The sequence below is a fragment of the Zemynaea arenosa genome, assembly GCF_004614185.1.
Taxonomy (GTDB): domain Bacteria; phylum Pseudomonadota; class Gammaproteobacteria; order Burkholderiales; family Burkholderiaceae_D; genus Telluria; species Telluria arenosa.
Window position 1 is genome coordinate 21,173 of the sequence record NZ_SPVF01000226.1, and the last position, 22,784, is coordinate 43,956.

21 protein-coding genes are annotated in these 22,784 nt (G+C 68.0%); 17 read left to right on the top strand and 4 right to left on the bottom strand.

The features are described 5' to 3' along the window. The first annotated feature begins 59 nt into the window (after positions 1–59). From E4L96_RS17870 to E4L96_RS17885, 4 genes are all read left to right on the top strand, one after another. A complete protein-coding gene (locus E4L96_RS17870) occupies positions 60–1,337 on the top strand; it encodes a glycerate kinase type-2 family protein (RefSeq protein WP_229414594.1) in 1,278 nt (425 codons plus the stop codon). Between the two features lie 221 nt (positions 1,338–1,558). After that, positions 1,559–3,736: a TonB-dependent receptor gene (locus E4L96_RS17875; RefSeq protein ID WP_135208569.1), complete on the top strand. Its 2,178-nt coding sequence runs from the start codon at positions 1,559–1,561 to the stop codon at positions 3,734–3,736. A gap of 104 nt (positions 3,737–3,840) precedes the next feature. Then, complete coding sequence (dinB, locus tag E4L96_RS17880) at positions 3,841–4,914, top strand: DNA polymerase IV (protein WP_267874338.1); 1,074 nt, start codon at positions 3,841–3,843, stop codon at positions 4,912–4,914. A 47-nt stretch (positions 4,915–4,961) separates the two neighbouring features. Continuing rightward, positions 4,962–5,858: a recombination-associated protein RdgC gene (locus E4L96_RS17885; RefSeq protein ID WP_135208571.1), complete on the top strand. Its 897-nt coding sequence runs from the start codon at positions 4,962–4,964 to the stop codon at positions 5,856–5,858. Positions 5,859–5,875: 17 nt separating this feature from the next. Here the strand turns inward: E4L96_RS17885 and E4L96_RS17890 are convergent, their stop codons facing one another. Beyond that, positions 5,876–6,361: an asparaginase domain-containing protein gene (locus E4L96_RS17890; protein WP_135208572.1), complete on the bottom strand. Its 486-nt coding sequence runs from the start codon at positions 6,359–6,361 to the stop codon at positions 5,876–5,878. A gap of 134 nt (positions 6,362–6,495) precedes the next feature. On the opposite strand from E4L96_RS17890, the gene E4L96_RS17895 reads away from it, so the two are divergent. Next, a complete protein-coding gene (locus E4L96_RS17895; protein WP_135208573.1) occupies positions 6,496–7,251 on the top strand; it encodes an L-asparaginase in 756 nt (251 codons plus the stop codon). 87 nt (positions 7,252–7,338) lie between these two features. On the opposite strand, the gene E4L96_RS17900 is transcribed toward E4L96_RS17895, so the two are convergent. After that, the gene (locus E4L96_RS17900) at positions 7,339–8,343 is read right to left on the bottom strand and encodes a D-2-hydroxyacid dehydrogenase family protein (RefSeq protein ID WP_135208574.1); all 1,005 of its coding nucleotides are present in this window, start codon (positions 8,341–8,343) and stop codon (positions 7,339–7,341) included. A 367-nt stretch (positions 8,344–8,710) separates the two neighbouring features. Between E4L96_RS17900 and E4L96_RS17905 the strand changes: the two genes are divergently transcribed. The 9 genes from E4L96_RS17905 (at position 8,711) to E4L96_RS17945 (ending at position 19,465) form a co-directional block, all read left to right on the top strand. Then, positions 8,711–10,561 carry a phosphoenolpyruvate carboxykinase (GTP) gene (locus E4L96_RS17905; RefSeq protein WP_135208575.1) on the top strand — a complete coding sequence of 617 codons (1,851 nt, stop codon included), beginning with the start codon at positions 8,711–8,713 and terminating at the stop codon, positions 10,559–10,561. 157 nt (positions 10,562–10,718) lie between these two features. Further along, positions 10,719–11,147: a hypothetical protein gene (locus E4L96_RS17910; protein WP_135208576.1), complete on the top strand. Its 429-nt coding sequence runs from the start codon at positions 10,719–10,721 to the stop codon at positions 11,145–11,147. Between the two features lie 32 nt (positions 11,148–11,179). Then, the gene (locus E4L96_RS17915; RefSeq protein WP_135208577.1) at positions 11,180–11,797 is read left to right on the top strand and encodes a TetR/AcrR family transcriptional regulator; all 618 of its coding nucleotides are present in this window, start codon (positions 11,180–11,182) and stop codon (positions 11,795–11,797) included. Positions 11,798–11,988: 191 nt separating this feature from the next. Next, complete coding sequence (locus E4L96_RS17920; RefSeq protein ID WP_135208578.1) at positions 11,989–12,594, top strand: 2-hydroxychromene-2-carboxylate isomerase; 606 nt, start codon at positions 11,989–11,991, stop codon at positions 12,592–12,594. Positions 12,595–12,648: 54 nt separating this feature from the next. After that, positions 12,649–13,083 (top strand): GNAT family N-acetyltransferase, encoded by a 435-nt coding sequence (locus E4L96_RS17925; RefSeq protein ID WP_135208579.1) that lies wholly within the window; start codon positions 12,649–12,651, stop codon positions 13,081–13,083. 153 nt (positions 13,084–13,236) lie between these two features. After that, complete coding sequence (locus E4L96_RS17930) at positions 13,237–16,023, top strand: TonB-dependent receptor (protein ID WP_229414596.1); 2,787 nt, start codon at positions 13,237–13,239, stop codon at positions 16,021–16,023. A gap of 25 nt (positions 16,024–16,048) precedes the next feature. Continuing rightward, a complete protein-coding gene (locus E4L96_RS17935) occupies positions 16,049–17,131 on the top strand; it encodes an alpha/beta fold hydrolase (RefSeq protein WP_135208580.1) in 1,083 nt (360 codons plus the stop codon). A 190-nt stretch (positions 17,132–17,321) separates the two neighbouring features. Next, positions 17,322–17,975 (top strand): response regulator, encoded by a 654-nt coding sequence (locus E4L96_RS17940; protein ID WP_135208581.1) that lies wholly within the window; start codon positions 17,322–17,324, stop codon positions 17,973–17,975. Continuing rightward, a complete protein-coding gene (locus E4L96_RS17945; RefSeq protein ID WP_135208582.1) occupies positions 17,972–19,465 on the top strand; it encodes a sensor histidine kinase in 1,494 nt (497 codons plus the stop codon). Before E4L96_RS17940 ends, E4L96_RS17945 begins: the two co-directional genes overlap by 4 nt. On the opposite strand, the gene E4L96_RS17950 is transcribed toward E4L96_RS17945, so the two are convergent. Both E4L96_RS17950 and E4L96_RS17955 read right to left on the bottom strand, forming a co-directional pair. Continuing rightward, a complete protein-coding gene (locus E4L96_RS17950) occupies positions 19,377–19,865 on the bottom strand; it encodes a hypothetical protein (RefSeq protein WP_135208583.1) in 489 nt (162 codons plus the stop codon). The two genes, E4L96_RS17945 and E4L96_RS17950, sit on opposite strands and share 89 nt — an antisense overlap. After that, positions 19,862–20,377, bottom strand: coding sequence for an SRPBCC family protein (locus E4L96_RS17955; protein ID WP_167758732.1), 516 nt, complete (start codon positions 20,375–20,377; stop codon positions 19,862–19,864). The genes E4L96_RS17950 and E4L96_RS17955 overlap by 4 nt, the downstream gene beginning before the upstream one ends. A 154-nt stretch (positions 20,378–20,531) precedes the next feature. Here E4L96_RS17955 and E4L96_RS17960 point away from each other — a divergent pair, with 154 nt between their 5' ends. The 3 genes from E4L96_RS17960 to E4L96_RS17970 all read left to right on the top strand — a co-directional run. After that, the gene (locus tag E4L96_RS17960; RefSeq protein WP_135208585.1) at positions 20,532–21,260 is read left to right on the top strand and encodes a hypothetical protein; all 729 of its coding nucleotides are present in this window, start codon (positions 20,532–20,534) and stop codon (positions 21,258–21,260) included. 55 nt (positions 21,261–21,315) lie between these two features. Beyond that, positions 21,316–22,044: a hypothetical protein gene (locus E4L96_RS17965; RefSeq protein ID WP_135208586.1), complete on the top strand. Its 729-nt coding sequence runs from the start codon at positions 21,316–21,318 to the stop codon at positions 22,042–22,044. A 64-nt stretch (positions 22,045–22,108) separates the two neighbouring features. Next, the coding region (locus E4L96_RS17970) for an AraC family ligand binding domain-containing protein (RefSeq protein ID WP_135208587.1) at positions 22,109–22,784 on the top strand (676 nt) is incomplete at its 3' end.

A 22,784-nucleotide genomic window follows, 5' to 3' on the forward strand; every position in this document is an offset into this window, starting at 1 on the left:
CTGAACCGGACGCGCTGGCGCGGCAGTATGATCGGAACATCATGCCCACGGAGCCGCCGATGCCCGCTGTGCCACCCCTGCCGCTACCCCCGCGCGAGCTGCTGCAGCACCTGTTCGAGACTGCCGTCGCGGCGGTCGATCCGCTGCGCATCATCGGCCCCCATTTGCCGCCCCGGCCGCGCGGGCGCATCGTCGTGATCGGCGCCGGCAAGGCCTCGGCCCGCATGGCGCAGGGCGTGGAACAGCATTACGGCAGCGGCGTGGAAGGCCTGGTCGTCACCCGCTACGGCCATGGCGCGCCTACCCGGCAGATCGAGATCATCGAAGCGGGCCACCCGGTGCCGGACGAAGCCAGCGAAACGGCGGCCCACCGCATCCTCGACACGGTGCGCGGCCTGACGGAAGACGACCTGGTGCTGTGCCTGATGTCCGGCGGCGGCTCGGCCCTGCTGTCGTTGCCGGCGCCCGGCCTGTCCGTCACCGAGAAGCGCGCCATCCACAAGCAGCTGCTGCGCTGCGGCGCGCCGATTGCGGACATGAACTGTGTGCGCCGCCACCTGTCAGCGGTGAAGGGTGGGCGGCTGGCGCTGGCCTGCCACCCGGCCCGCGTGGTGACCCTGGTGGTCTCGGACGTGCCGGGCGACGACCCGGCCGTGGTCGCCTCCGGCCCCACGCTGCCCGACGGCAGCACGGCCGCCGCGGCGCGCGCCATCCTGGCCCGCTATGCAATTCCCGTCTCGCCCGCCGTGGAGGCGGTACTCGCCGACCCCACGCTGGCGGCACCGAATTCGGACGATGCGCGCCTGGCGCGCAACAGCGTCACCGTGATCGCCAGCGCGCAGGCCGCCCTCGATGCCGCCGCCGCCGCCGCGCGCGAGGCGGGCTACACCCCGCTGATCCTCTCTAACAGCCTGGAAGGCGAGGCGCGCGAAGTGGCCCTGGTCCACGCGGGCATCGCGCGCCAGGTGCGCCAGCACGGCCAGCCACTCGCCGCACCCTGCGTGATCCTGTCCGGCGGCGAAACCACGGTCACGGTGCGCGGCACCGGCCGGGGCGGGCGCAATGCGGAGTTCCTGCTGGCGCTCGCCAGCGCGCTCGATGGCGCACCCGGCGTGCACGCCATCGCCTGCGATACCGACGGCATCGATGGCACCGAGGATAATGCGGGCGCCCTGATCGACCCCGGCACCCTGGTCCGCTCGCGCTTCGACGCACGCGAGCTGCTGGCCAATAACGACGGCTATTCCTTCTTCGCCGCGCTCGACGACCTCGTCATCACCGGCCCCACCCGCACCAACGTCAACGACTTTCGCGCGATCCTCATCGACCGCGCCTGAGCCCGCGGGCGCAGGCTCATATGCACATCTGCGGCCAAAACGCTGGCTTTGGCAGCCAAAACTGTTGTTTGTTATCCCCTTGACAGTGGTTTGTCTTGCAATCGCCCGCTGCGCCGCACAAAATACCGGCCTTACAAAACAACAACAACCGTAGGGATCCCCTCGGCGACGAGTTAGCGGAGACAGCCCCGCAAGATCACTCACTTGTAAGGAATACACACATGCTCAAGAAGTCCCCGTTGCTGGTCGCCCTGTCGGCCGCACTGCCGATGACGACCGTGTTCGCCCAGTCGACCGAAGCGCCGGTGCTGCAGTCCGTCACCGTGACCGCCCAGCGCCGCACCGAAAACATCAAGGAAGTGCCGGTGTCCGTCAGCATCCTGAACGTCGAGAAGCTGGACGTGCTGAACTCCTCCGGCCAGGACATCCGCGTGCTGGCCGGTAAGGTGCCGAGCCTGAACATCGAGTCGTCCAACGGCCGCGTGTTCCCGCGTTTCTACATCCGCGGCTACGGCAACACCGACTTCAACGCCTTCGCGTCCCAGCCCGTGTCGCTGATCTATGACGACGTGGTGCAGGAGAACCCGATCCTGAAGGGCTACCCGATGTTCGACCTGGCCGGCGTGGAAGTGCTGCGCGGCCCGCAGGGCACCCTGTTCGGCCGCAACACCCCGGCCGGCGTGGTCAAGTTCGACTCGGCCAAGCCCAAGCTCGGCAAGACCGAAGGCTACGCGAACGCGTCGTGGGCGACTTTTAACACCACCAACCTGGAAGCTGCCGCCAACGTGCCGCTGTCCAGCGAGTGGGCCCTGCGCGCGTCGATGCTGCGCCAGCACCGCGACAACTGGGTGAACAACACCTTCACCCACGAGAACGACGCGCTGGAAGGCTACAACGAGCATGCCGAGCGCGTGCAGATGCTGTACCAGCCGAACGCGCAGTTCAACGCGCTGTTCAACGTGCATCAGCGCACCACCACCGGCAGCGCGCGCCTGTTCCGCGCCAACATCATCCAGAAGGGCAGCAACGAGCTGGTGCCGGGCTTCGATGAAGAGAACATCAGCACCAACGGCCGCAACTACCAGCACCTGAAGACCAATGGCGCCAACCTGCGCCTGTCGTACGACCTCGGCGAGTACAAGCTGTACTCGATCACCGGCTGGGAACACGTGATCGACTACTACAGCCGCGGCGACATCGACGGCGGCTACGTGGGCGGCCCGGGCTTCGTGCCGTTCCAGGTGGAGAGCGCGGCCGGCATGCCGAACCTCGGCCAGCTGTCGCAGGAATTCCGCGTCGAGTCCAAGCAGAGCGGTCCGCTGAACTGGCAGGCCGGCCTGTACTACTTCGACGAAGACGGCACCGCCTCGACCAACGCCTACAACAGCGACACCGGCGGCCAGACCACCCACCTGCAGAGCAACCAGAAGAACAAGGCCTGGGCCGTGTTCGGTTCGGTGAACTACAACGTGAGCGAAGCGCTGACCGTGCGCGGCGGCCTGCGCTACACCAACGACAAGAAGGACTTCCGCACCACCGAGCGCGTGAACGTGGTCCAGACCGGTCCGGATTCAGTCAGCACCAGCGCCTCCAAGGTCAACTGGGACCTGTCCGCCACCTGGCGCCTGAACCCGAACGTGAACGCGTTCGGCCGCATCGCCACCGGCTTCCGTGCCCCGTCCATCGCCGCCGCCTCGGCCAGCGTGCCGATCACCGTGGCCGATTCCGAGACCATCGTGTCGTACGAAGCCGGCGTGAAGGCCGACCTGTTCGACAAGCGCGCGCGCGCCTCGGTCAGCCTGTACGACTACCAGGTCAAGAACCAGCAGCTGACCGTGGTCGGCGGTAACTCCAACGTCACCAAGCTGATCAACGCAGCCAAGACCGATGGCCGCGGCGTCGAGTTCGACTTCGACGGCTACCTGATGCCGGCCCTGCGCGTGTCGTTCGGCGGTTCGTACAACTTCACCGAGATCAAGGATCCGTCCCTGTCGGTGAACAAGTGCGGCCAGTGCACCATCACCGACCCGATCAACGCGGCCGGCCGCGTCGAGATCAACGGCAACCCGCTGCCGCAGGCGCCCAAGTACTCGCTGAACGCGACCGCCAAGTACACCTGGCCAGTGGCCGACGGCCAAGCCTTCGTGTACACCGACTGGTCCTACCGCAGCAAGGTCAACTTCTTCCTGTATGAAGCCGCCGAGTTCGTAGGCAAGCCGCTGACCGAAGGCGGCATCCGCGTCGGGTACACCTGGCACGACGGTAACTACGAAGCCGCCGTCTACGGCCGCAACATCACCAACCAGATCCGTGCCACCGGCGCGATCGACTTCAACAACCTGACCGGCTTCGTCAATGAGCCGCGTATCTGGGGCGTGCAGTTCAAGGCATCGTTCTAAGCCTTGCCTGCATGACGAAAGGGCTGCTGCGGCAGCCCTTTTTTATTGTCGGGACGGTTCTTTTGCGCGATACTGTATGGAATCACAGTACTCCGTTCGCCCGCTTGCAACCGCCCGTCCGAAAAATCATCCATTGCGACTGCGACTGCTTCTACGCGTCGGTCGAGATGCGCGACGACCCCAGCCTGCGCGGCAAGCCGCTGGCCGTGGGCGGCCGGGCCGACCAGCGCGGCGTGGTCGCAACCTGCAATTACGAGGCGCGCAGGTTTGGCATCCATTCGGCGATGGCGACGGCGCAGGCGCTCAAGCTGTGTCCGCACCTGATCGTGATTCCGCCGAACATGGAGAAGTACCGGATCGCCTCGCGCCAGATCATGGACATCTACCAGACCTACACCGAGCTGGTGGAGCCGCTGTCCCTGGACGAGGCCTATCTCGACGTCACCGCCTCCACCCAGTGCAAGGGCAGCGCGACCCTGATCGCGCAGGAGATCCGGGCGCGCATTTTCGAGACCGTCGGCATTACCGCCTCGGCGGGCGTGGCGCCCAACAAGTTCGTGGCCAAGATTGCCAGCGACTGGAACAAGCCGGACGGGCTGTGCCTGGTGCGGCCGGAGGAGGTCGATGATTTCGTCGCCGCGCTGCCGGTGAAGAAGCTGCACGGCGTCGGCAAGGTGACCGCCGCCAAGCTGAACAAGCTGGGCGCGGAGACCTGTGGCGACTTGCGCAGCTGGACGCTGCAGGAGCTGCAGCACCACTTCGGCAGCTTCGGCGCGCGGCTGCACGACCTCTGCCGCGGGATCGACGTCCGCGAGGTGTCCAACGCGCGCGAGCGCAAGTCGATCAGCACCGAGGAGACCTACACGCCGGATATCCCCGACCTGGCCGGCTGCCTGGCGCTGGTGCCGGAACTGTGGGAGAGCCTGTCCGGCCGCATCAAGCGTTGCGGGGCCGAGGGGCAGATTGAAAAGCTGTACGTCAAGATCCGCTTCGCCGACTTCCACCGCACGACCGCCGAGTGCGTCGGCTCCGTGCCCGACATCGATACCTTCCGCCGCCTGATGGACACCGCCTGGCACCGCTCGCCCCAGCCGGTGCGCCTGCTGGGCCTCGGCGTGCGGTTGGGTGAAACAAACAGCTCCGATCAACTCAGTCTTTTTACCGACCAGGCCGTGTAAAATGGCGGGTTCCTCCAGACCGTCCGCATCATCCGGAAAGCAAACACATGTGGTTCAAGAATCTCCAGATCTACCGTCTCCCCGCTCCTTGGAATTTCTCTGCCGAACAACTTGAAGACGCCCTGAAGGGCTTTGGCTTCGCGCCCGCCAGCAGCAATGAGCTGATGCGCCAGGGCTGGGACTCGCCGCGCGGCAACGGCAAGCTCGTGCACGAAGTGAACAAGCAGATGCTGATCGTGCTCGGCACCGAAAAGAAGCTGCTGCCGAACTCGGTCATCAACCAGGTCGCCAAGGCCAAAGCCGCCGAGCTGGAAGAGCAGCAGGGTTTCCCGCCGGGGAAAAAAGCGATGAAAGAACTGAAAGAGCGGGTGGCCGACGAGCTGCTGCCACGCGCGTTCTCGATCCGCTCCAACACCTTCTGCTGGATCGACCCGGTCAATGGCTGGCTGGTGGTCGACGCGGCCAGCCCGTCCAAGGCGGACGACGTGATCAAGCACCTGCTCAAGGCCGTGGACAAGATGCCGCTGTCCAGCCTGCGCGTGCAGCGCTCGCCGGTGGCCGTGATGACCGCCTGGCTGGAAATGGACGAAGCCCCGTACGGCTTCACCGTGGACCAGGACACCGAGCTGCGCGCGACCGGCGAGTCGAAGGCCGCCGTGCGCTATGTTAAGCACACCCTGGAGCCGGATGACATCCGCCGCCACATCGCCGCCGGCAAGCAGTGCACGCGCCTGGCGATGACCTGGAACGACAAGGTGTCCTTCGTGCTGACCGAGCAGCTGGCCATCAAGGGCATCAAGCCGCTGGATGTGCTGAAGGAAAACGATGCCGTGACCCGCGACGATGCGGAGCGTTTCGACAACGACATGCTGCTGATGACGGGCGAACTGTCCCAGCTGATGAAGGACATCGTCGAGGCCCTCGGCGGCGAAGCCGAGGCCTGACCCCGCCGTGCGGCAAGTTAGAGCGGCTGGAACACTCCAGCCGCTTTGTTTTTCTGCACGTTGTTCCAGCTGAACACCTGCCCGTTCATGGCCACGTACACGCCCGCGGGCAGCGTCTGCGCCACGCCGACGGCCACGCCGAGGTTGAACAGCGCGTCCGAGTTGGCGATCTCGTAGGGGATCATGGCGCCGGTGAACACGATGGTCTTGCCGAGGTTGGCCGCGCCGAGCACGCGCGCCGTTTCCGGCATGGTATCGGTGCCGTGCACGATCACGATGGCCGGTTCGGAAGCGGCCGCACACGCCGCCAACACGCGCTCGCGGTCGGCATCCTGCATATCCAGCGAATCGAGCAGCGGCAGCACTTCCAGCGCCACCGGCACCGTCATGCGCGTGCGCTTGATTACGTCCGGCAAGTGCGAATCGGAAAAGCCGAGCACACCCGTCAATTCGTTGTAATGTTTATCGAAAGTGCCGCCCGTAGCGACGATCCGGATGCCCATGGTGTACCCTTGCCTGAACGTTGGGGAAATCGAAAAGCGTGCATCTTACCAAACCTGTTTCAGCATGTGACGGGGCTGGATTGTTGAGCAAACGCTCCCTATATTGGTGGTCTTTGCTAGTTGGGATGTTCTGAATGAAAGCTCTTGCCCCAGGCACTGTGATCTTCCATCGCCACCGCGGCTATGGCGTGATCACGGCCGTCAACCTGCTGACCGGCTGGATCTCGGCCCGCTTCGGCACCGAGGCGCGCGCACTCGATCTGAACCTGTCGAGCGACGAGGTGCAGTTCGGCGACGGCGAGCCCATCCTCTTCCGCCGCGCCCCGCCGGACCGCATGCCGCACGCGCGCCTGATGCAGATGGTGCGCCAGTTGCACCGTGCTGGCTACCAGCGGCTGTATCTCTACTCGTGGCCGAAACCGTCCGGACTGCACTGGCGCTGGCATCTGTTCACGGGGCAGCGCGAGTGGCTGCAGCGCTCGTGGCGCGAGGGCTGGTATGGATCGGGAGCGGACTACAACTTCAATCCCGTGATGGGCTGGGGCGATTCGCCGGGCGCGACCACGGATGAGCTGGTGCATACGCTGGCCAAATTCGACCCGCAGGGACTGGCGCAGGCGCTGGGCCGGGACGAGGATCACGCGCGCTGGTTCGAGGAGGTGTGCGAAGCGCTGCTGCCGGGCTACATGTACAGCCTGGACATGGATCCGGCCACGGCGGGGCAGGATGCGCCGGCGCTGCCCATCGTGCCCGTGCGCGCGGGCATGCCGGCCTACAGCGGGCCGGAGCTGGCGTGGCCGCCGGGCTGGAAGGGCATCTGGCGCAAGCAGCACCTGCTGCCCGCGCCCAAGCGCAACATCATCACCGGAATGCCCGAGATTCCGGGCTAAGGGCTGGCGCCGCCGCTTCGCGCTCACAGCCGCCGCGATCTGCGCGCGCCGCGCGCCGCAGCCCGCGCTCGCGGAGAACCGGAAGCCTCAGGCGCCGCCACGCGGCCGCGTGAACGCTTCCGGATTGAGAATGTTCGTCGGAATGCCGTTCGCAAACGCGACGACGTTGCGGAAGGCCGCCTCGAAGTACAGCTCGTAGCTGTCCCGCTCGACATAGCCGAGGTGCGGCGTGGCCAGCACGGTCGGGATGCGCAGCAGCGGATCATCCGCAGGCAACGGCTCCGTATTGAAGACATCCAGCGCCGCCCGCCCCGGCCGCCCCGCATGCAGCGCGGTGACCAACGCCCCCTCCGCCACCAGTTCCGCCCGGCTCGTGTTCACGAACAACGCGTCCGGCTTCATGCGCGCCAGATCGTCGCCGGTGACGATTCCCCGCGTCGCATCATTGAGCCGCAGGTGCAGCGTCAGCACGTCCGCTGACGCGAAGAACTCGTCGCGGGAAGGCGCCGCGCGATATCCCAGCTCCACCGCCGCAGCACGGCTCGCCTCGCTCCCCCACACCATGACGTCCATGCCGAACGCCTTGCCGTACCCGGCCACCATCCGCCCGATCTTGCCGAAGCCCCAGATCCCCAGCGTGCGCCCTTGGTTCACCACGCCGAGCGTATTGAGCAGCGGATTGACCGACGCGGTCTGCCACAGCCCGTCCTTGAGGTTGGCCGCATAGTTCACGATCCGCCGCTGCGCCGCCATGATCAGCGCCCAGGTCAGCTCGGCCGGGGCGACGGGCGAGCCGACGCCCTCGGCAATCGCCACCCCGCGCTCGGTGCAGGCTGCCACGTCGATGTGCCCGGCCACTTTCCCCGTCTGCGAAATCAGCCGTAAGTGCGGCAGCTTGGCCAGCAACGCCCGTGACACCGGGGTCCGTTCCCGGATCAAGACGAGCGCCTCGACGCCCTGCAAGCGGATGGCGAGCTGCCCCAGCCCGCGCACGGTATTGGTGAACACCTTGACCTCGTGCCCGTCCAAAATTTGCCACGCCTTGAGCTGGCGCACGCTGTCCTGGTAATCGTCGAGAACCGCAATTTTCATGTGAGTTAGCCGATCTTATCCATGATTTCGTAGGGAAATAACAGGAAACCCGAGCGTCCGAATAGCTTACTACTTTACTCAAGCATTATTCCTACATTTTTGTAGTGCGGCCATATAAACGAGGCAAATCGAGGTGTACAATCGGCCCGAATCGTGGGATCCGGCCGGCCTCATGGCCCGGTGCATCCCAGCATTATCGCGCGGACTTTGCCTTGGACGAAGCCGCGCTTCCGGGCCACCGGTAGAACCGCCGTACCGCCGAACCAATCCAAGTGACTGGCTCCAGAGCGCAAGCGCTTCCCACAGCGCACGACGATCCTGCCGGGGCCGGGACTGACCAGTTTCTTTATTTGGCATTGGAGGCTGTATGAACCAACCTGTGATGGGAGGCGTGGCGGCGTTGAACGTTCCCCCGTACATCAAGAACCAGAAGCTGATCAACTGGGTCGCCGAGATCGCCGCGCTGACCAAGCCGGACCGCATCTACTGGGCCGACGGCTCGGCCGAGGAAGCGGACCGCCTGTGCAAGGAAATGGTCGCGGCCGGCACCATGCGCAAGCTGAACGAAGCCAAGCGCCCGAACTCTTACCTGGCCTGGTCGGACCCGACCGACGTCGCCCGGGTCGAGGACCGCACCTTCATCTGCTCCGAAACTCCGGAACAGGCCGGCCCGACCAACAACTGGATGGCGCCGGGCCAGATGCGCACCATCCTCAACGGCCTGTTCGACGGCTGCATGCGCGGCCGCACGCTGTACGTGATCCCGTTCTCGATGGGCCCGCTGGGCTCGCCGATTGCCCACATCGGCGTCGAGCTGTCCGACTCGCCTTACGTGGTGGTCAACATGCGCATCATGACCCGCATGGGCCGCGGCGTTTACGACGTGCTGGGCGCGGACGGCGACTTCGTTCCCTGTGTGCATTCGGTCGGCAAGCCGCTGGCCGCCGGCGAGCAGGACGTGGCCTGGCCGTGCAACCCGACCAAGTACATCGTCCACTATCCGGAAACGCGCGAGATCTGGTCGTTCGGTTCCGGCTACGGCGGCAACGCGCTGCTGGGCAAGAAGTGCTTCGCGCTGCGCATCGCCTCCAACATGGGCTACCAGGAAGCGAAGCAGGGCGGCACCGGCTGGCTGGCCGAGCACATGCTGATCCTGGGCGTACAGTCGCCGGAAGGGCAGAAGCACTACGTGGCTGCCGCCTTCCCGTCGGCCTGCGGCAAGACCAACTTCGCCATGCTCATCCCGCCGAAGACTTTCGACGGCTGGAAGATCACCACCATCGGCGACGACATTGCCTGGATCAAGCCGGGCCCGGACGGCCAGCTGTACGCCATCAACCCGGAAGCCGGCTACTTCGGCGTGGCGCCGGGCACCAACGAGCAGACCAACTACAACTGCATGGCGTCGCTGCGCGAGAACGTCATCTTCACCAACGTGGCGCTGACCGATGATGGCGACGTGTGGTGGGAAGGCCTGACCAAGGAGGCGCCGGCGCACCTGATCGACTGGCAGGGCCGCGACTGGACTCCGGCCTCCGGCACCAAGGCCGCGCACCCGAACGCGCGCTTCACCGTGGCCGCCACCCAGAACCCGGTGATCGACGACAAGTGGGACGACCCGCAGGGCGTGCCGATCTCCGCCTTCATCTTCGGCGGCCGCCGCTCGACCACGGTGCCGCTGGTGACCGAGGCGCGCAACTGGACCGAAGGCGTCTACATGGCCGCGACCATGGGCTCGGAAACCACCGCCGCCGCCGCCGGCCAGATGGGCGTGGTGCGCCGCGACCCGTTCGCGATGCTGCCTTTCATCGGCTACAACATGAGCGACTACTTCCAGCACTGGCTGAACCTGGGCACCAGGCTGCCGCAGCAGCCGAAGATCTACTGCGTCAACTGGTTCCGCACCGATGCCAGCGGCAAGTTCGTGTGGCCGGGCTTCGGCGACAACATGCGCGTGCTGAAGTGGATGCTGGAGCGCGTGCAGGGCGCCAGCGGCGGCGACGAGCACGTGTTCGGCACCTCGCCGCGCTACGAGCACCTGAACTGGGACGGCGTCGAGTTCACCGAGGAGCAGTTCGGCACCATCACCTCGATCGACAAGGCGGCCTGGCTGGAGGAACTGAAGCTGCACGAAGAACTGTTCGACAAGCTGGCCTACAACCTGCCGCAGGAGCTGGTCGAGACCAAGGAGCAGATCGCGCAACGCCTGGCGTCCTGAGACGCCGATCGATTCATCAGCTGAGACTGACCCGGCGTGCCGCAAGGCCGCCGGGTTTTTTTCGTCCCTGACCCTGGTTGTAACCGGGAGCGCCCGCCCTAGACTGGGGGGATGCCGCTGCGACGGCGCCGCGGCAACCAGAACAGGGAGGTCCATCATGAAAGCCATCGTCCTGCTGGCTGCCGGAATCGCCGCGGCCAGTCCCTTTGCATCCCTCGCCCAGCCGCAGGCCCAGACCCCGCTGCCCGGCGTGGAAGTCACCGGCCATGCGCCGCAGCCGTACCCGCTCACCTTTCTCGACCCGGCGGAAGTGCGCCGCCTGCATGGCGTGTACGACATGGACAACGGCATGGAAGTGCCGATCGACGTGCGCGGCCGGGTGCTGTACGTGAACCTGGACGGCCGCATCACCGCGTTGCGCGCCGTGACCCGCGACGTGTTCCTCTCGCGCGACGGGCAGATGGCGCTGGCCCTGGCCGACATCGACCTGCCCACCGTGGCCATCAGCTACTCCGTGCGCGGCCGCGCCCCGGTGATGATGGCGGGCGGCCTGGGCACCGGAGCGGCGCTCGCGAGAAAAGAGTAGCACTTTCGCACAGCTGTGCTAAACTCCGCCGCATGGACAACCTGACAGCCAAGAGCGAAGCCACCTACGCCGCGATCATCAACGCCGCGCTGGACATGGCCGCCGCCGAGGGCATCGGCAAGCTGTCCCTCGGCGAGCTGGCCAAGCGCACCGGCATCAGCAAGTCCGGGGTGTTCTCGCGGGTCGGGTCGCTGGAAGCCCTGCAGACTGCGGTGCTGGACGAATTCGACCGCCGCTTCGTCACCGCCGTGTTCGTGCCCACGCTGGAGCTGCCGCGCGGCCTGCCGCGCCTGAACGCCCAGATCACCAACTGGCTGACGCGCGCGTCCGGCCCAGGGCTGGACAGCTCCTGCCTGTACATCGCGGGTGCATTCGAGTTCGACGACCAGACCGGCCCGGTGCGCGACCGTATCGAGCAGGGCACCCAGGCCTGGCGCGCGTCGCTGCGCAAGACCATCCTGCAGGCGGTGGAGGCGGGCCATCTGCGGCCGGACACCGACCCGGAGCAGCTGGTCCACGAGATCTACAGCCTGGTCGTCGGCCTGGTGCACGACACGCGGCTGCTGCGCGATGGCCAGGCGGGCAAGCGCGCGCTGCGGGCGTGGAACCGCCTGATTTCGACGTACCGGAGCCTGAACGCCGAGGCTTGAACCGGCGCCCATTTTTTTGATTCTATTTCGCACGGGTGTGCGAAATAGGCCGATAACCGAGAGGAGCGTTCCATGAAACTCACCTTGCTGGCCGTGGCGCTGGCCGTGCTGTACCTGTTTGCGCCCGATACCGCCGAGATCCTGCGGCGCCTGCCCAACACCAACGACGACTTCACTCTCTGAGGACTCCCATGGACCGCGCCATCGACTTCTATTTCGACTTCACCTCGCCCTACTCGTATCTGGCGTCCACCCAGATCGAGGACATCGCCGCCCGCCACGGCCGCACGGTGCGCTGGCATCCGGTGCTGCTGGCCGGTCTGACCGAGGCCACCGGCGTCAAACTGACGCCCTTCGTGCCGATTAAATTTGCGTACGCACTGAAGGATTTGGCACGCGGGGCGCGGCTGCGCGGTGTGCCGTTCGCCATGCCGCAGGATTTTCCCAAGCTGTGGCTCAATCCACCGCGCGCCTTCCTGTGGGTGCACGCGGCGTATGGCGAAGACAAGGCGCGCGCCTTTGCGCAGCGCGTGTTCGCCAAGGCCTTCGGCGAAGGCGTGGGCGTCAACGACGTGGAGGTACTGGCCGAGGTGGCGGCGCGGCTGGACATCGACCCTGACGCCTTGCGCGCGGGCGTGCATGACGACGAAGTGAAGGCCGCGCTCAAGTTCCGCATCGAGACCGCGCTGGCCAACGGCGTGTTCGGGGTGCCCTTCATGGTGGCCGATGGCGAAGCCTGGTGGGGCGCGGACCGCGTGCGCGAACTGGATGAGTACCTGGCCGGCCAGCCCGCGTGACCGGAACGGGCGGCCTTTAAGCGGCCTTAAGTCCGCTGGCCTATCATGGCCGCCATGATGACCGTGACTGCCCTTGCCTCGGACGAGGAGATCCGCGCCAGCTATCCCGTCATGGCCCAGCTGCGCCCGGACCTGGACGCGGCCGGTTATCTCGCGCAGGTGCGCAGCTTGCAAGCGACCGAAGGCCTGCGCCTGCTGGCGGTGCGCGACCAAGGCCGCATCTGCGCGGTGGCCAGCTACCGCATCATCCGCATGCTGTACTGCGACCGCATTCTCGTCATCGACGACCTGGTGACCGACCAGGCACACCGTTCGCAGGGCGTGGGCAGCCGCCTGATGGACGGCCTCAAGCACGTGGCCCGCGCGCAGCAGTGCCGCGAGGTGCAGCTGATTTCGCGCACCACGCGCGAGGATGCCCACCGCTTCTACTTCCGCCAGGGCTTCGGGATCGAGTGTTTCCACCTGCGCTGGAAAGTCACCCCCGGCTGAACTGGCCCGCGCGGGCCGCACCGGCCCGCCTTTGGCTGGCCTTCAGCCAGTCTTGACCTTCCCTTGAGACGCCGCCGCCACACTGCTGTCGGCGGCTGTCCGTACGTCCGCCGCCAGACATCCATTCAGACCAACGATATCCAAGAGGGAGACATGCTCACACATTCCACCATGGCGCGCGCCGTCGCGCTCGCGCTGGCCATCCTGGCCGCTGGCACAGCCGCGGCGCAGGACAGTGCGGCCGCACCGGCGGCCCCCATCCAGCGGGTCGAGATCACCGGCTCGAGCATCAAGCGGGCGGAGGCCGAAACGGCATCGCCCGTGCAGGTGATCACCCGCGACGACCTGGCCAAATCCGGCAAGGCGACCGTCGCCGAATATCTGCAGACCCTGACCTCGGACGGCGCCGGCTCGCTGCCGACCGGGTTCGTCAACGGGTTCGCCGCCGGCTCCACGGCCATTTCCCTGCGCGGGCTGGGCGCCACCTCCACCCTGGTGCTGCTCAACGGCCGCCGCATGGCGCCGTTCGCGCGCGCCGACGACGGCCAGAAGACCTTCACCGACCTGTCCACCGTGCCCATGGAAGCGGTGGACCGCATCGAGGTGCTGAAGGACGGCGCTTCCGCCACCTACGGCGCGGACGCCATCGCGGGCGTGGTCAATATCATCCTGCGCAAGGACATGAACGGCACCATCGTCAAGGCCACGGCGGGCACCAGCACCGGCTATCACGACAACAACCAGGCACGCGCCGCGCTGACCTGGGGACGCGGCGACCTGGACGCGGACGGCTACAACCTGCTGCTCAACGCAGAGGTCTACCGCAGCAACGAACTGCTCAACAAGGACCGGCGCGACCGCGCCTGGATCGGCCATGGCGACCTGCGGCCCTGGGGCTATGCGCTGGAGACCCAGTTCGCCACCGGCTTCCTCAGTTCGGGCGTGCCGGGTGCGAACGTCACCGGCGCGCTGCGCAACCCGGTCACCAACGCATATGTGTTCCTGCCCGGCTGCGCCCAGCTGTCCGAGTCGGTGCAAGCCGATCCCAAGGTGTGCGTCGCCCACCAGGACCAATGGCGCAGCATGCAGCCGCAGATCGACGGCTACAACCTGTACGCCAAGGGCACCTGGCGCGTCAACGGCGACCTGCAGGCCTATGCGGAAGCGAGCTACTCGAAACGCGACACCTCGTCCCAGCTGGCGCCGCCGACCATCACGCCGACCGTGTCGTTTCCGCCGAATGCCGCCTATCCGCAAGGCCTGATCCCGTACGGCTCGGGCAGCACGGCGATCCTGATGGCGGCCCAGCATCCGCAAAACCCGTTCGGCGCGGCGGTGCGCGTCCGCTACGGCGCCTGGGACGTGGGACCCAACCTGCGCGAGGCCAATAATGAATTCAGCCGCGTGATCGTGGGCCTGAAGGGGCAGGTGGCCGGCTGGGACATCGATGCGGGCCTGCTGCACTCGCAGTCCGAGCTGGAGCTGGCCGCGCTGGCCCTGAACATGGGCGTGCTGAAGGCCGCTCTCGGCGACCCGTCCAGCTCGTTCTTCCCCTACTACATCGGGGCGGAAGCCAAGAAGAACCCGGCGTCGCTGTACGCGGCCCTGGCCGGCACCGTGCGCTCCCACTCGACCACCAGGCTCGATAGCATCGACGCCAAGGCGTCGCGCGAACTGCTGCGTCTCCCCGGCGGCATGCTGGGGCTGGCGGTGGGTGTCGAGCACCGCGAGGAGAAGGTGGACAACCCGTCCTTCCCCGGTTCGGAAAACGGCAGCATCAACCAGAACTACGTGGCGGCCAAGGGGAGCCAGGAGATCACCGCCGTGTATGCGGAAGTGGCCGCCCCGGTCCTGCCGGCGCTGGAGCTGTCCGCCGCCGTGCGCTATGACCGCTATAACGCCTTCACCTCCACCACGCCCAAGGCCGGGATCAAATGGACGCCTCTGAAAACGCTGGCGCTGCGCGGCACCTACTCGGAAGGCTTCCGTGCGCCCGGCCCGGCCGAATCAGGCAAGGAGTCCCAGTCGACCGGCACCGCCACCGCCACCGATCCGGTCCGCTGCCCGAACGGCACGCCGCTGCCGGGCGCCTCGGCGGCCGACTGCCAGGCCTCCATCACCGCGATCAAGGTCGGCGATCCCAACCTCAAGCCGGAGACCTCGCGCGGCGTCACGCTCGGCATTGTGTGGGATCCGTTCGAGGGCACCTCCCTCGCGCTGGACGGCTGGCGCATCCGCCGCGAGAATGAGATCAACCCGCTGCCGTACAACGAAGCGGCCGCCTTGCCCACCGCCATCCGTTCGGACAACAACCTGAAGGATGCGCACGGCGTGGTGATCCCGAACACCGGCACCCTGCTGCTCACCTACGCTCCGTACCGCAACTCGAGCTACACCGAGATCAAGGGCGTGGACCTGGACCTGAAGAAGCGCCTGCAGCTGGGCGCCGCCGGGCGCCTGACGCTGAACCTGACCTGGACCCACATCGCGTCCTGGCTGCGGGCCGAGTCGGCGACCGTCAAGTACCAGTACGCAGGCACGCACGGCAACTGCGACACCTCCAACTGCGCCGGAACGCCCAAGGACAAGGGCAGCCTCACCGCCGCCTGGGACCGCGACGGCTGGAACGTCAGTGCGACCGCCAACTACCGGGCCGACATGCAGAACGTCCTGTATGCGGGCGCCCGCTGCGCCTCGGCGTTCGCGGACAAGAGCCCGGCGCCGAATGCGGACTGCCGCCTGGCCTCGTTCACCACGGTGGACCTGTCGGTGCGCTACAACTTGTCGCGCCAGCTGCAGCTGTTCGGCTCCGTCAGCAACCTGTTCGACAAGATCGCACCGCTGGATCCGCTCACTTACGGTGGCATGAGCTACAACCCGATGGACGCCAGCGGTGCGATCGGGCGGTATCTGAAAGTGGGTGCGCGCTACAGCTTCTGATGGACGACCGTATGAGGACAGACATATGAGGAGGGCCGGGCGCGCGGGCGCGGTGCCGGCGCTGGCTGTGGCTTTCGTCCTCATCGCCGGCTGTGCGTGGCGGCTCGCGGCCGATCCGCCCGCTGGGCCGTGGGCGGTCGAGCGCAGCTGGCGCCTGCGCGTCAATGGCGTCCCCGAGCAGGTCTGGCTGCGCGGGCGGCGGGCGGAGCTGCCACTGCTGCTGGTGCTGCACGGTGGCCCGGGGACCAGCGAGATGGCGCTGTTCCGCCATTTCACCCCCGGGCTGGAGGAGGCTTTCCTGGTGGCGCACTGGGATCAGCCGGGGACCGGCCGGTCCTACGTCTCCGAGGCGTTCGCGCGCCCGCTCACCATGGAGGCCGTGCTGGCCGATCTGCACCTGGTGGTCACGCATTTGCTGCGCGCCACCGGCCGCACCCGATTGGTCTTGCTCGGCCATTCATGGGGATCGGCGCTGGCCTTCCAGTACGCGCAGCGCCACCCCGAAACGGTGGCGCTGGTGGCGGGGACCGGGCAGGTGGCCGACATGCGGGCCGGCGAACGCCTGTCCTGGGAGTACGCGCGGGCGCAGGCCGCGCAGCGGCGCGCCACGGTGGCGCAGCGCAACCTGGGCGGCATCGGCCCGCCGCCGCACACCGTGGAGCGCATGCTGGTCGCACGCCATTGGGTCGAGCGTTTCGGCGGCACCTTCGCCAACGGGATGTCGACCGGGGACCTGGTGTGGGGCGCGCTGCGGCGGCCCGAAACCAGCCTGCTGGATCTGTGGCGCTTCGGCGCAGGCAACCGCCGTTCCCTGGCGGCTCTGTGGCCGGCGTTCGCGCAGCTGGACCTGCGCCAGAGCGTCCCAGGGCTGGAGGTGCCGGTCCTCCTCCTGCTCGGCCGGGCCGACCAGGTGACCCCGGCGCCACTGGCGGCGGCCTACCTGGAGCAGCTGCGCGCACCGGGCAAGCGCCTGGTGTGGTTCGAGCGCGCGGCCCACAATGTGCCGTTCGAGCAGCCGCGGGAGTTCGTCGATGCCCTGCGCGCCGGCTACGCCGCGCTGGTGTGGCAGCCGGCCCACGGCGGCCCGGCCGGCGCGGCGGGCCTTTAGCAATCCTTTAGAGACTGGGGTTATGATCGGAAAAAGACGCCCGCCCCGGAATCCGGGCCGGGCGTGAATCACGCGATGGAATGCTGGACCCGGACGGCCGGGATCCAGCAGCGCCAGTATCGGGCAGTTGTCTCAAGATTGGCTCAAGGGCAGCTTGCGATACGCTCAAGGCGCGTGGAGGGAGAGCAGGGTGCGTTTGTGTTTGATTGAAGACGATCTCGAACTGGGCCAGGCACTGCACGCGGCCCTCAACGATGCGCATGAAACGGTCTGGGTGCGCCGCGCCGCTGACGGGGAGCGCTTGCTGATCGCCGAGTCGTTCGATGTGGCGATCCTGGACCTGGGCCTGATCGATGGCGACGGCCTCGAACTGCTGGCGCGGCTGCGCGCGCAGGAACTGGACATGCCGGTGGTGGTGATCACCGCGCGCGAGGCGCTCGAGGTGCGCCTGCGCGGCCTGAACCTGGGCGCCGACGATTTCCTGGTCAAGCCGTTTGCCACCAGCGAGCTGCTGGCGCGGGTGCGCGCCGTGGCCCGGCGCGCCAATGGCTGGAGCCACGGCCGCGAAAGCGTCTGGACGGTGCGCGAGCTGACCCTGGACGAGGGCCGCATGCTGGTGCGGCGCGACCAGGCCCCGCTGGCCCTGTCCCCCACCGAATTCGCCCTGCTGCGCGCCCTGATGCGGCGCGCCAACCGGGTGCTGACGCGCCGCCAGCTGGAGAGCTGGGCCCTGCCCAACAGCGACGCCCAGGCGCTCGACGTGCACATGTCCAATCTGCGCAAGAAGATCGGCGGCGACTATATCCGCACGATCCGGGGCGTCGGCTATGTGATGGAGAAATGACCCGCATGGCCGCGCCCCCGTCCGCCCCGCCCAACCGCTCCCTGAGCCTGCGGCTGTTCGGCTGCTTCGCCGCCGTGATGGTTCTCCTGTGGATCATCATGCTGGCCGGGATGCTGCTCGAAGCGGCGGGCGTGAACCGCGACCGCCAGGAGCGCGAGCTGGGCGTGTTCGCGCGCATGTCCCTGCACGCCTTGGCGGATCACGCCGGCGGGCCCGGCCTGGCCGAACGGGCCCGCCGCTTCATGGCGCTGGAAGACGAGATGCGCAATGTGTACTACGCGGACTGCATCGGCCCGGTGACCATGCAGGTCTGGCGCGGCGCCACGCTGGTGTATGACCACGGCGGCCTGCCGGGCGCGCGGCCGGCGGGCGGCCTGGCGCGTCTCGAGCACGGCGGCACCTCGTGGCTGACCGCCAGCGCGACCGACCCGCGGAGCGGCCTCACCGTGCGGGTCGGAACCGAGGAAACGCTCGGCTTCCTGCTGCGGAAAACCAACTGGAGCTTTATGTTCCTGCCGCATGTCCTGAGCATGCCGCTGAACCTCATTCCGCTGTGGTTCGTGGTGCGCCGCGGGTTGCGCCCGATCCGCGAGATCATCGGCGAGCTGCGCGGGCGCGACAGTGCCGACCTGTCCCCGCTGGCCACGCCGCCCTACCGCGAGCTGCAGCCGCTGACCGGCGCGATCAACACCCTGATGGAGCGGCTGGACGAGCGCATCAGCCGCGAACGCGATCTGCTGGCCGACGCGGCGCATGAGCTGAAGACACCGATGGCCATCATCCAGGCCAACGCGGATAACCTCCTGGCCGCGCGCGGGGCCGCGCAACAGGCCCGCGCGCACGCAGGGCTGGAGCAGGGTGTCCGCCGCGGCGCCCATGCGGTGCACCAGCTGCTGGCGTATGCGCGCTCGGGCGCCCATGCCGCCGATCTGCGCCAGGTGCCGCTCGACCTGGGCGAGCTGCTGCTGGACCGGGTGGCCTGTTTCGCCACCGTGGGGCTGGCGCGCGGCATCGACATGGAGCTCGACTGCCAGCCCGGCGTGACGCTGCCGCTGCATCGGGAGAGCATGGCGGCGGTGATCGACAACATCCTCGACAACGCCATGAAGTACGCTCCGGACGGATCGCGCGTACGCGTCACCCTGGCCGCCAACGCGGAAGGGACCACGCTGGAAGTGTCGGACCAGGGGCCCGGCATCGCACCGGAGCTGCGCGCCAAGGTGTTCGAGCGGTTCTACCGGATCCCGGGCAGCACGGCCTCGGGCAGTGGCCTTGGCCTGCCGATCGCGCGCCGTGCGCTGCTGCACAACGGCGGCACCATCGCGCTGAATGACGCCCACGGCGGTGGCTTGCGCGTCGTAATCGCGCTGCCGCCCCCCTCCGCGCCGCCCACCGCGGCGCTCAGTGCCGCGCCGGAGCTGCTTCCGGAGCCTGCGCCGCGCGCCGTGCCAGCAATGCCAGAACCATCCCCACACACAGCATGTGGCTGACCACCACGGCGTAGGCCACCCACAGCGCGTTGAAACGCGGTGCGGGTGCCTGCGACAGCGGCATCACGACGAAGTTCATCACGGCATAGATCACCAGCCCTGCCAGCGCGCCGGTGCGCAGCGGCGCGCCCAGCAGGCGGGGAAAGGCCTGCACCACCAGCGCAAAGATCGCGGCGATCACGCAGGCCATGGCGAAGTGCAGCGCGGCGCCGAGCCAGGCGGAGGCGCTGCCCCCCTGGAAGGCGGCGGGCCCTTCCAGCCCGGCCGCCACGCTTTGCAGGATGCGGGTGGGCGGGACCTCCCGGTACAGATACCAGAACACCATCGCGCTCACGATGTCGAGCACGGCGATAATGGCGCCCCAGGCGAGGGCGCGGCGGCACAGGGTGACGGCAGTCATGGGGTGGCGTCTCCGTTCATGGATACAGGTGGATGGCAGCGGCCGAGATATTCTGCCAGCCCGGCGAGTTCGCGTTGCAGATAGCGCTGGTTGAGCCGCCCGAACAGCAGCGCCGCCGCGGCCGCACATGGCCCGCGCAGCGTGATCGTGAGGCACAGCTGGCAGCCGTCCGCCGCGGGTTCGATCCAGTGCCCCGCCTGCACGGAGACGCCCAGGCCCTGGCAACTCCAGCTGAAGCCACGAAAGGGCTCGGCCTGTTCGACCGTCCAGGTCGCGGGCAGCAGGCCGGGCTGGTGGAGCCGCACGCGCGCTCCCGTCACCAGCGTGGCCTGGTGCACCCATGCGGCGCGGGTCACGGTCGGGGTCCAGCGCGGCCAGCGTTCCACATCGCGCAGGGCCGCCCAGACTGCGGCGGGAGGTGCGGCGAGATGGCCGTGCAGTTCGTAGCTGACGCAGCGTGGCGCGCGGCTGACCAGGACCGCGGCAGCGGCCGGGAGGCGAATGGCATCCAAGGGCAAAGGTCTCGAGAGTGCGATCCCGGTATTGTCGCGCAAGGCCCGGCCAGGTGGCTAAAGGCCGGCTAAAGCCCGGCGCCTTAAGCCAACCTTTAGCCAGTCTTGCGATGATGCGCCCTGGTGTTTCCTCGAAATCTCTACCGGAGAATGCATGCGCTTTCGATTCGCGACCCCGTTGGCCGGCGCTGTCCTGGCCTCCCACCTCATTCTGTCCACCGCCGCGGCGCAGGCCCCGGTGCCGCAGCCCGGCCCGTATGCGCGCATGGTGGTGATCCAGCCGCACGCCGGCCAGGCCACCGCCTTCGAAGCCGGCTACCAGCGCCACCTCGAGTGGCACCGCGGCGCACAGGACCGCTGGACCTGGTACGGCTGGAACTTCGTGCTGGGCGACCGGCTGGGAAAATTCATGGATGGCACCTTCTTCCACGCCGCCGAGGACTTCGACGATCCCGTGCGTCCGGCCGACGACGGCGCCGACAACGTGCGCAACGTCGAGCCCTACGCCGATTTCGAGAGCCACGGCATCTACGAGCGCCTGGCCAGCGTCAGCGCCGGCGCACCGCTGCCGGACACCGCGCCCTACCTGGCCATGACCACCTACTTCGTCGCGCCCGGTGCCGCGCCGCGCTTCGAGGAGATCCTGCGCGCGCAGGCCAGGGCCCAGCCGGCGGGATCCCGCTTCAGCTGGTACCGCATGACAGTGGGCGGCGAGGCCCCCGCGTACGTCCTGCTGCGCGCGGTACCGAGCTTCGGCGCCGCGGCGCATCTCACCGACTGGTTTGCCGGGGCCCGGCCGCCCGCGGCCACTGGCGTTGTGACGCGGGTGCGCGCGGAGCTGCTGCGCTATGCGCCCAAGATGAGCTACCATCCGGAGGGCTAAAGACAGCCGGGCCACCGCCCGGCCCAGCGCCCACCCTGTTCGCGAAGGAGCTTCCGTGCGTTGTCGATTCGTGGTTCTGCTGGCCGCCGTGCTGCTGGCCGGCGATCTGGCCCTGTCCCCGGCGGCCGCTCAGGCCCCCGCTCCGCAGCCTGGACCGTACGCGCGCATGCTCGTGGTCCAGCCAAATCCCGGCCAGGACCGCAGCTTTGACGAGGGCTACCAACGCCACATGGAGTGGCACCAGGCGGCGCGTAACCCGTGGACCTGGTATGGCTGGTATTTCGTGCTGGGCGAACGGATGGGCAAGTTCGCGGCGGGGAGCTTCTTCCATGCGGCGACCGATTTCGACCATGTGCTGCGGCCGGGGGAGGCCGGTCTGGACATGCTGCGCAATGTCAGGCCCTACGCCCACTTCGAGAACCAGGCGGTGCTCGAACGCCTGGCCGGTCTGAGTGCCGGCGCGCCTTTGCCCGACAGCGCGCCGTTCCTGGCGATGCATACCTGGTACGTCGCGCCCGGCCAGGCGCAGGCCTTCGAACAGATGCTGCGTGCGCACGTGCGCAGCCGCCCGGCGGATGAGCGGTTCAGCTGGTACCGGCTGGCGCTCGGGGGCGAGGCTCCGGCATATCTCCTGCTGCGCGCCGCCCCGAGCTTCGGCGGCGCGGCCCAGCTGCCCGACTGGTGGGGGCCGCCGCAGCCGGGAGACGTCCCCGGCGTGGTGCTGCGCGTGCGGTCGGAGCTGCTGCAGTTCATGCCGCACCTGAGCCACCAGCCAGGCGGGTGACCTGGCGGCTGCCGTGCGACCGCCTGCATCCGGAGCCGCGCCTGCCCTGGCCGCGCAGCGTGACATGAGCCCATCCTTGCAGATGCGTGCCGTGGGACCGGAGGCCGACCTGGTGGCCGGCCACTCGGCACGCGCCTTTGCGCCGCACAGCCATGAGCAATATGGCTTCGGTCTGGTGCTGGCGGGGGGCCAGCGTTCGCGCAGCCGCAGTGGCATCGTGGAGGCGCGGCGCGGAGACCTGATCAACGTCCTGCCCGGCGAGATCCATGACGGTGCCCCGCTCGATGCCAGCGGCCGCGCGTGGACCATGCTGTATCTCGATGCACCCTTGATGGAGCGGCTGTTGCTCGATGTGAGCGGCGCGCGCCAGCGCGCGGCCAGCTTCGCCGGGCCGGTGCTGTCGGACCCCGCCGCCGTGCGTCAGCTGCAGCGGGTGCTCGCTTGCGCCGCCCACCCGCACATGCCGCCCGCCGCGTTCGAGGAGGCCTTGCTGCCCCTGCTCGCCTGCCTAGTGCGGGACGTGGACCGTGTACCGCCCTGCAGCGACGCAGTGCGGCGGGTGCGGGCCCGCCTGGACGAGGCGCCCGAGCTGCCCCATTCGCTGGACGCGCTCGCGGCCGAGGGCCAGATCGGCAAATTCCACCTGATCCGCAGCTTCGCCGCCGTCACCGGCCTGACGCCGCACGCCTACCTGGTGCAGGCCCGCCTCGGCCTCGCGCGGCGCCTGAGCGACGCGGGCC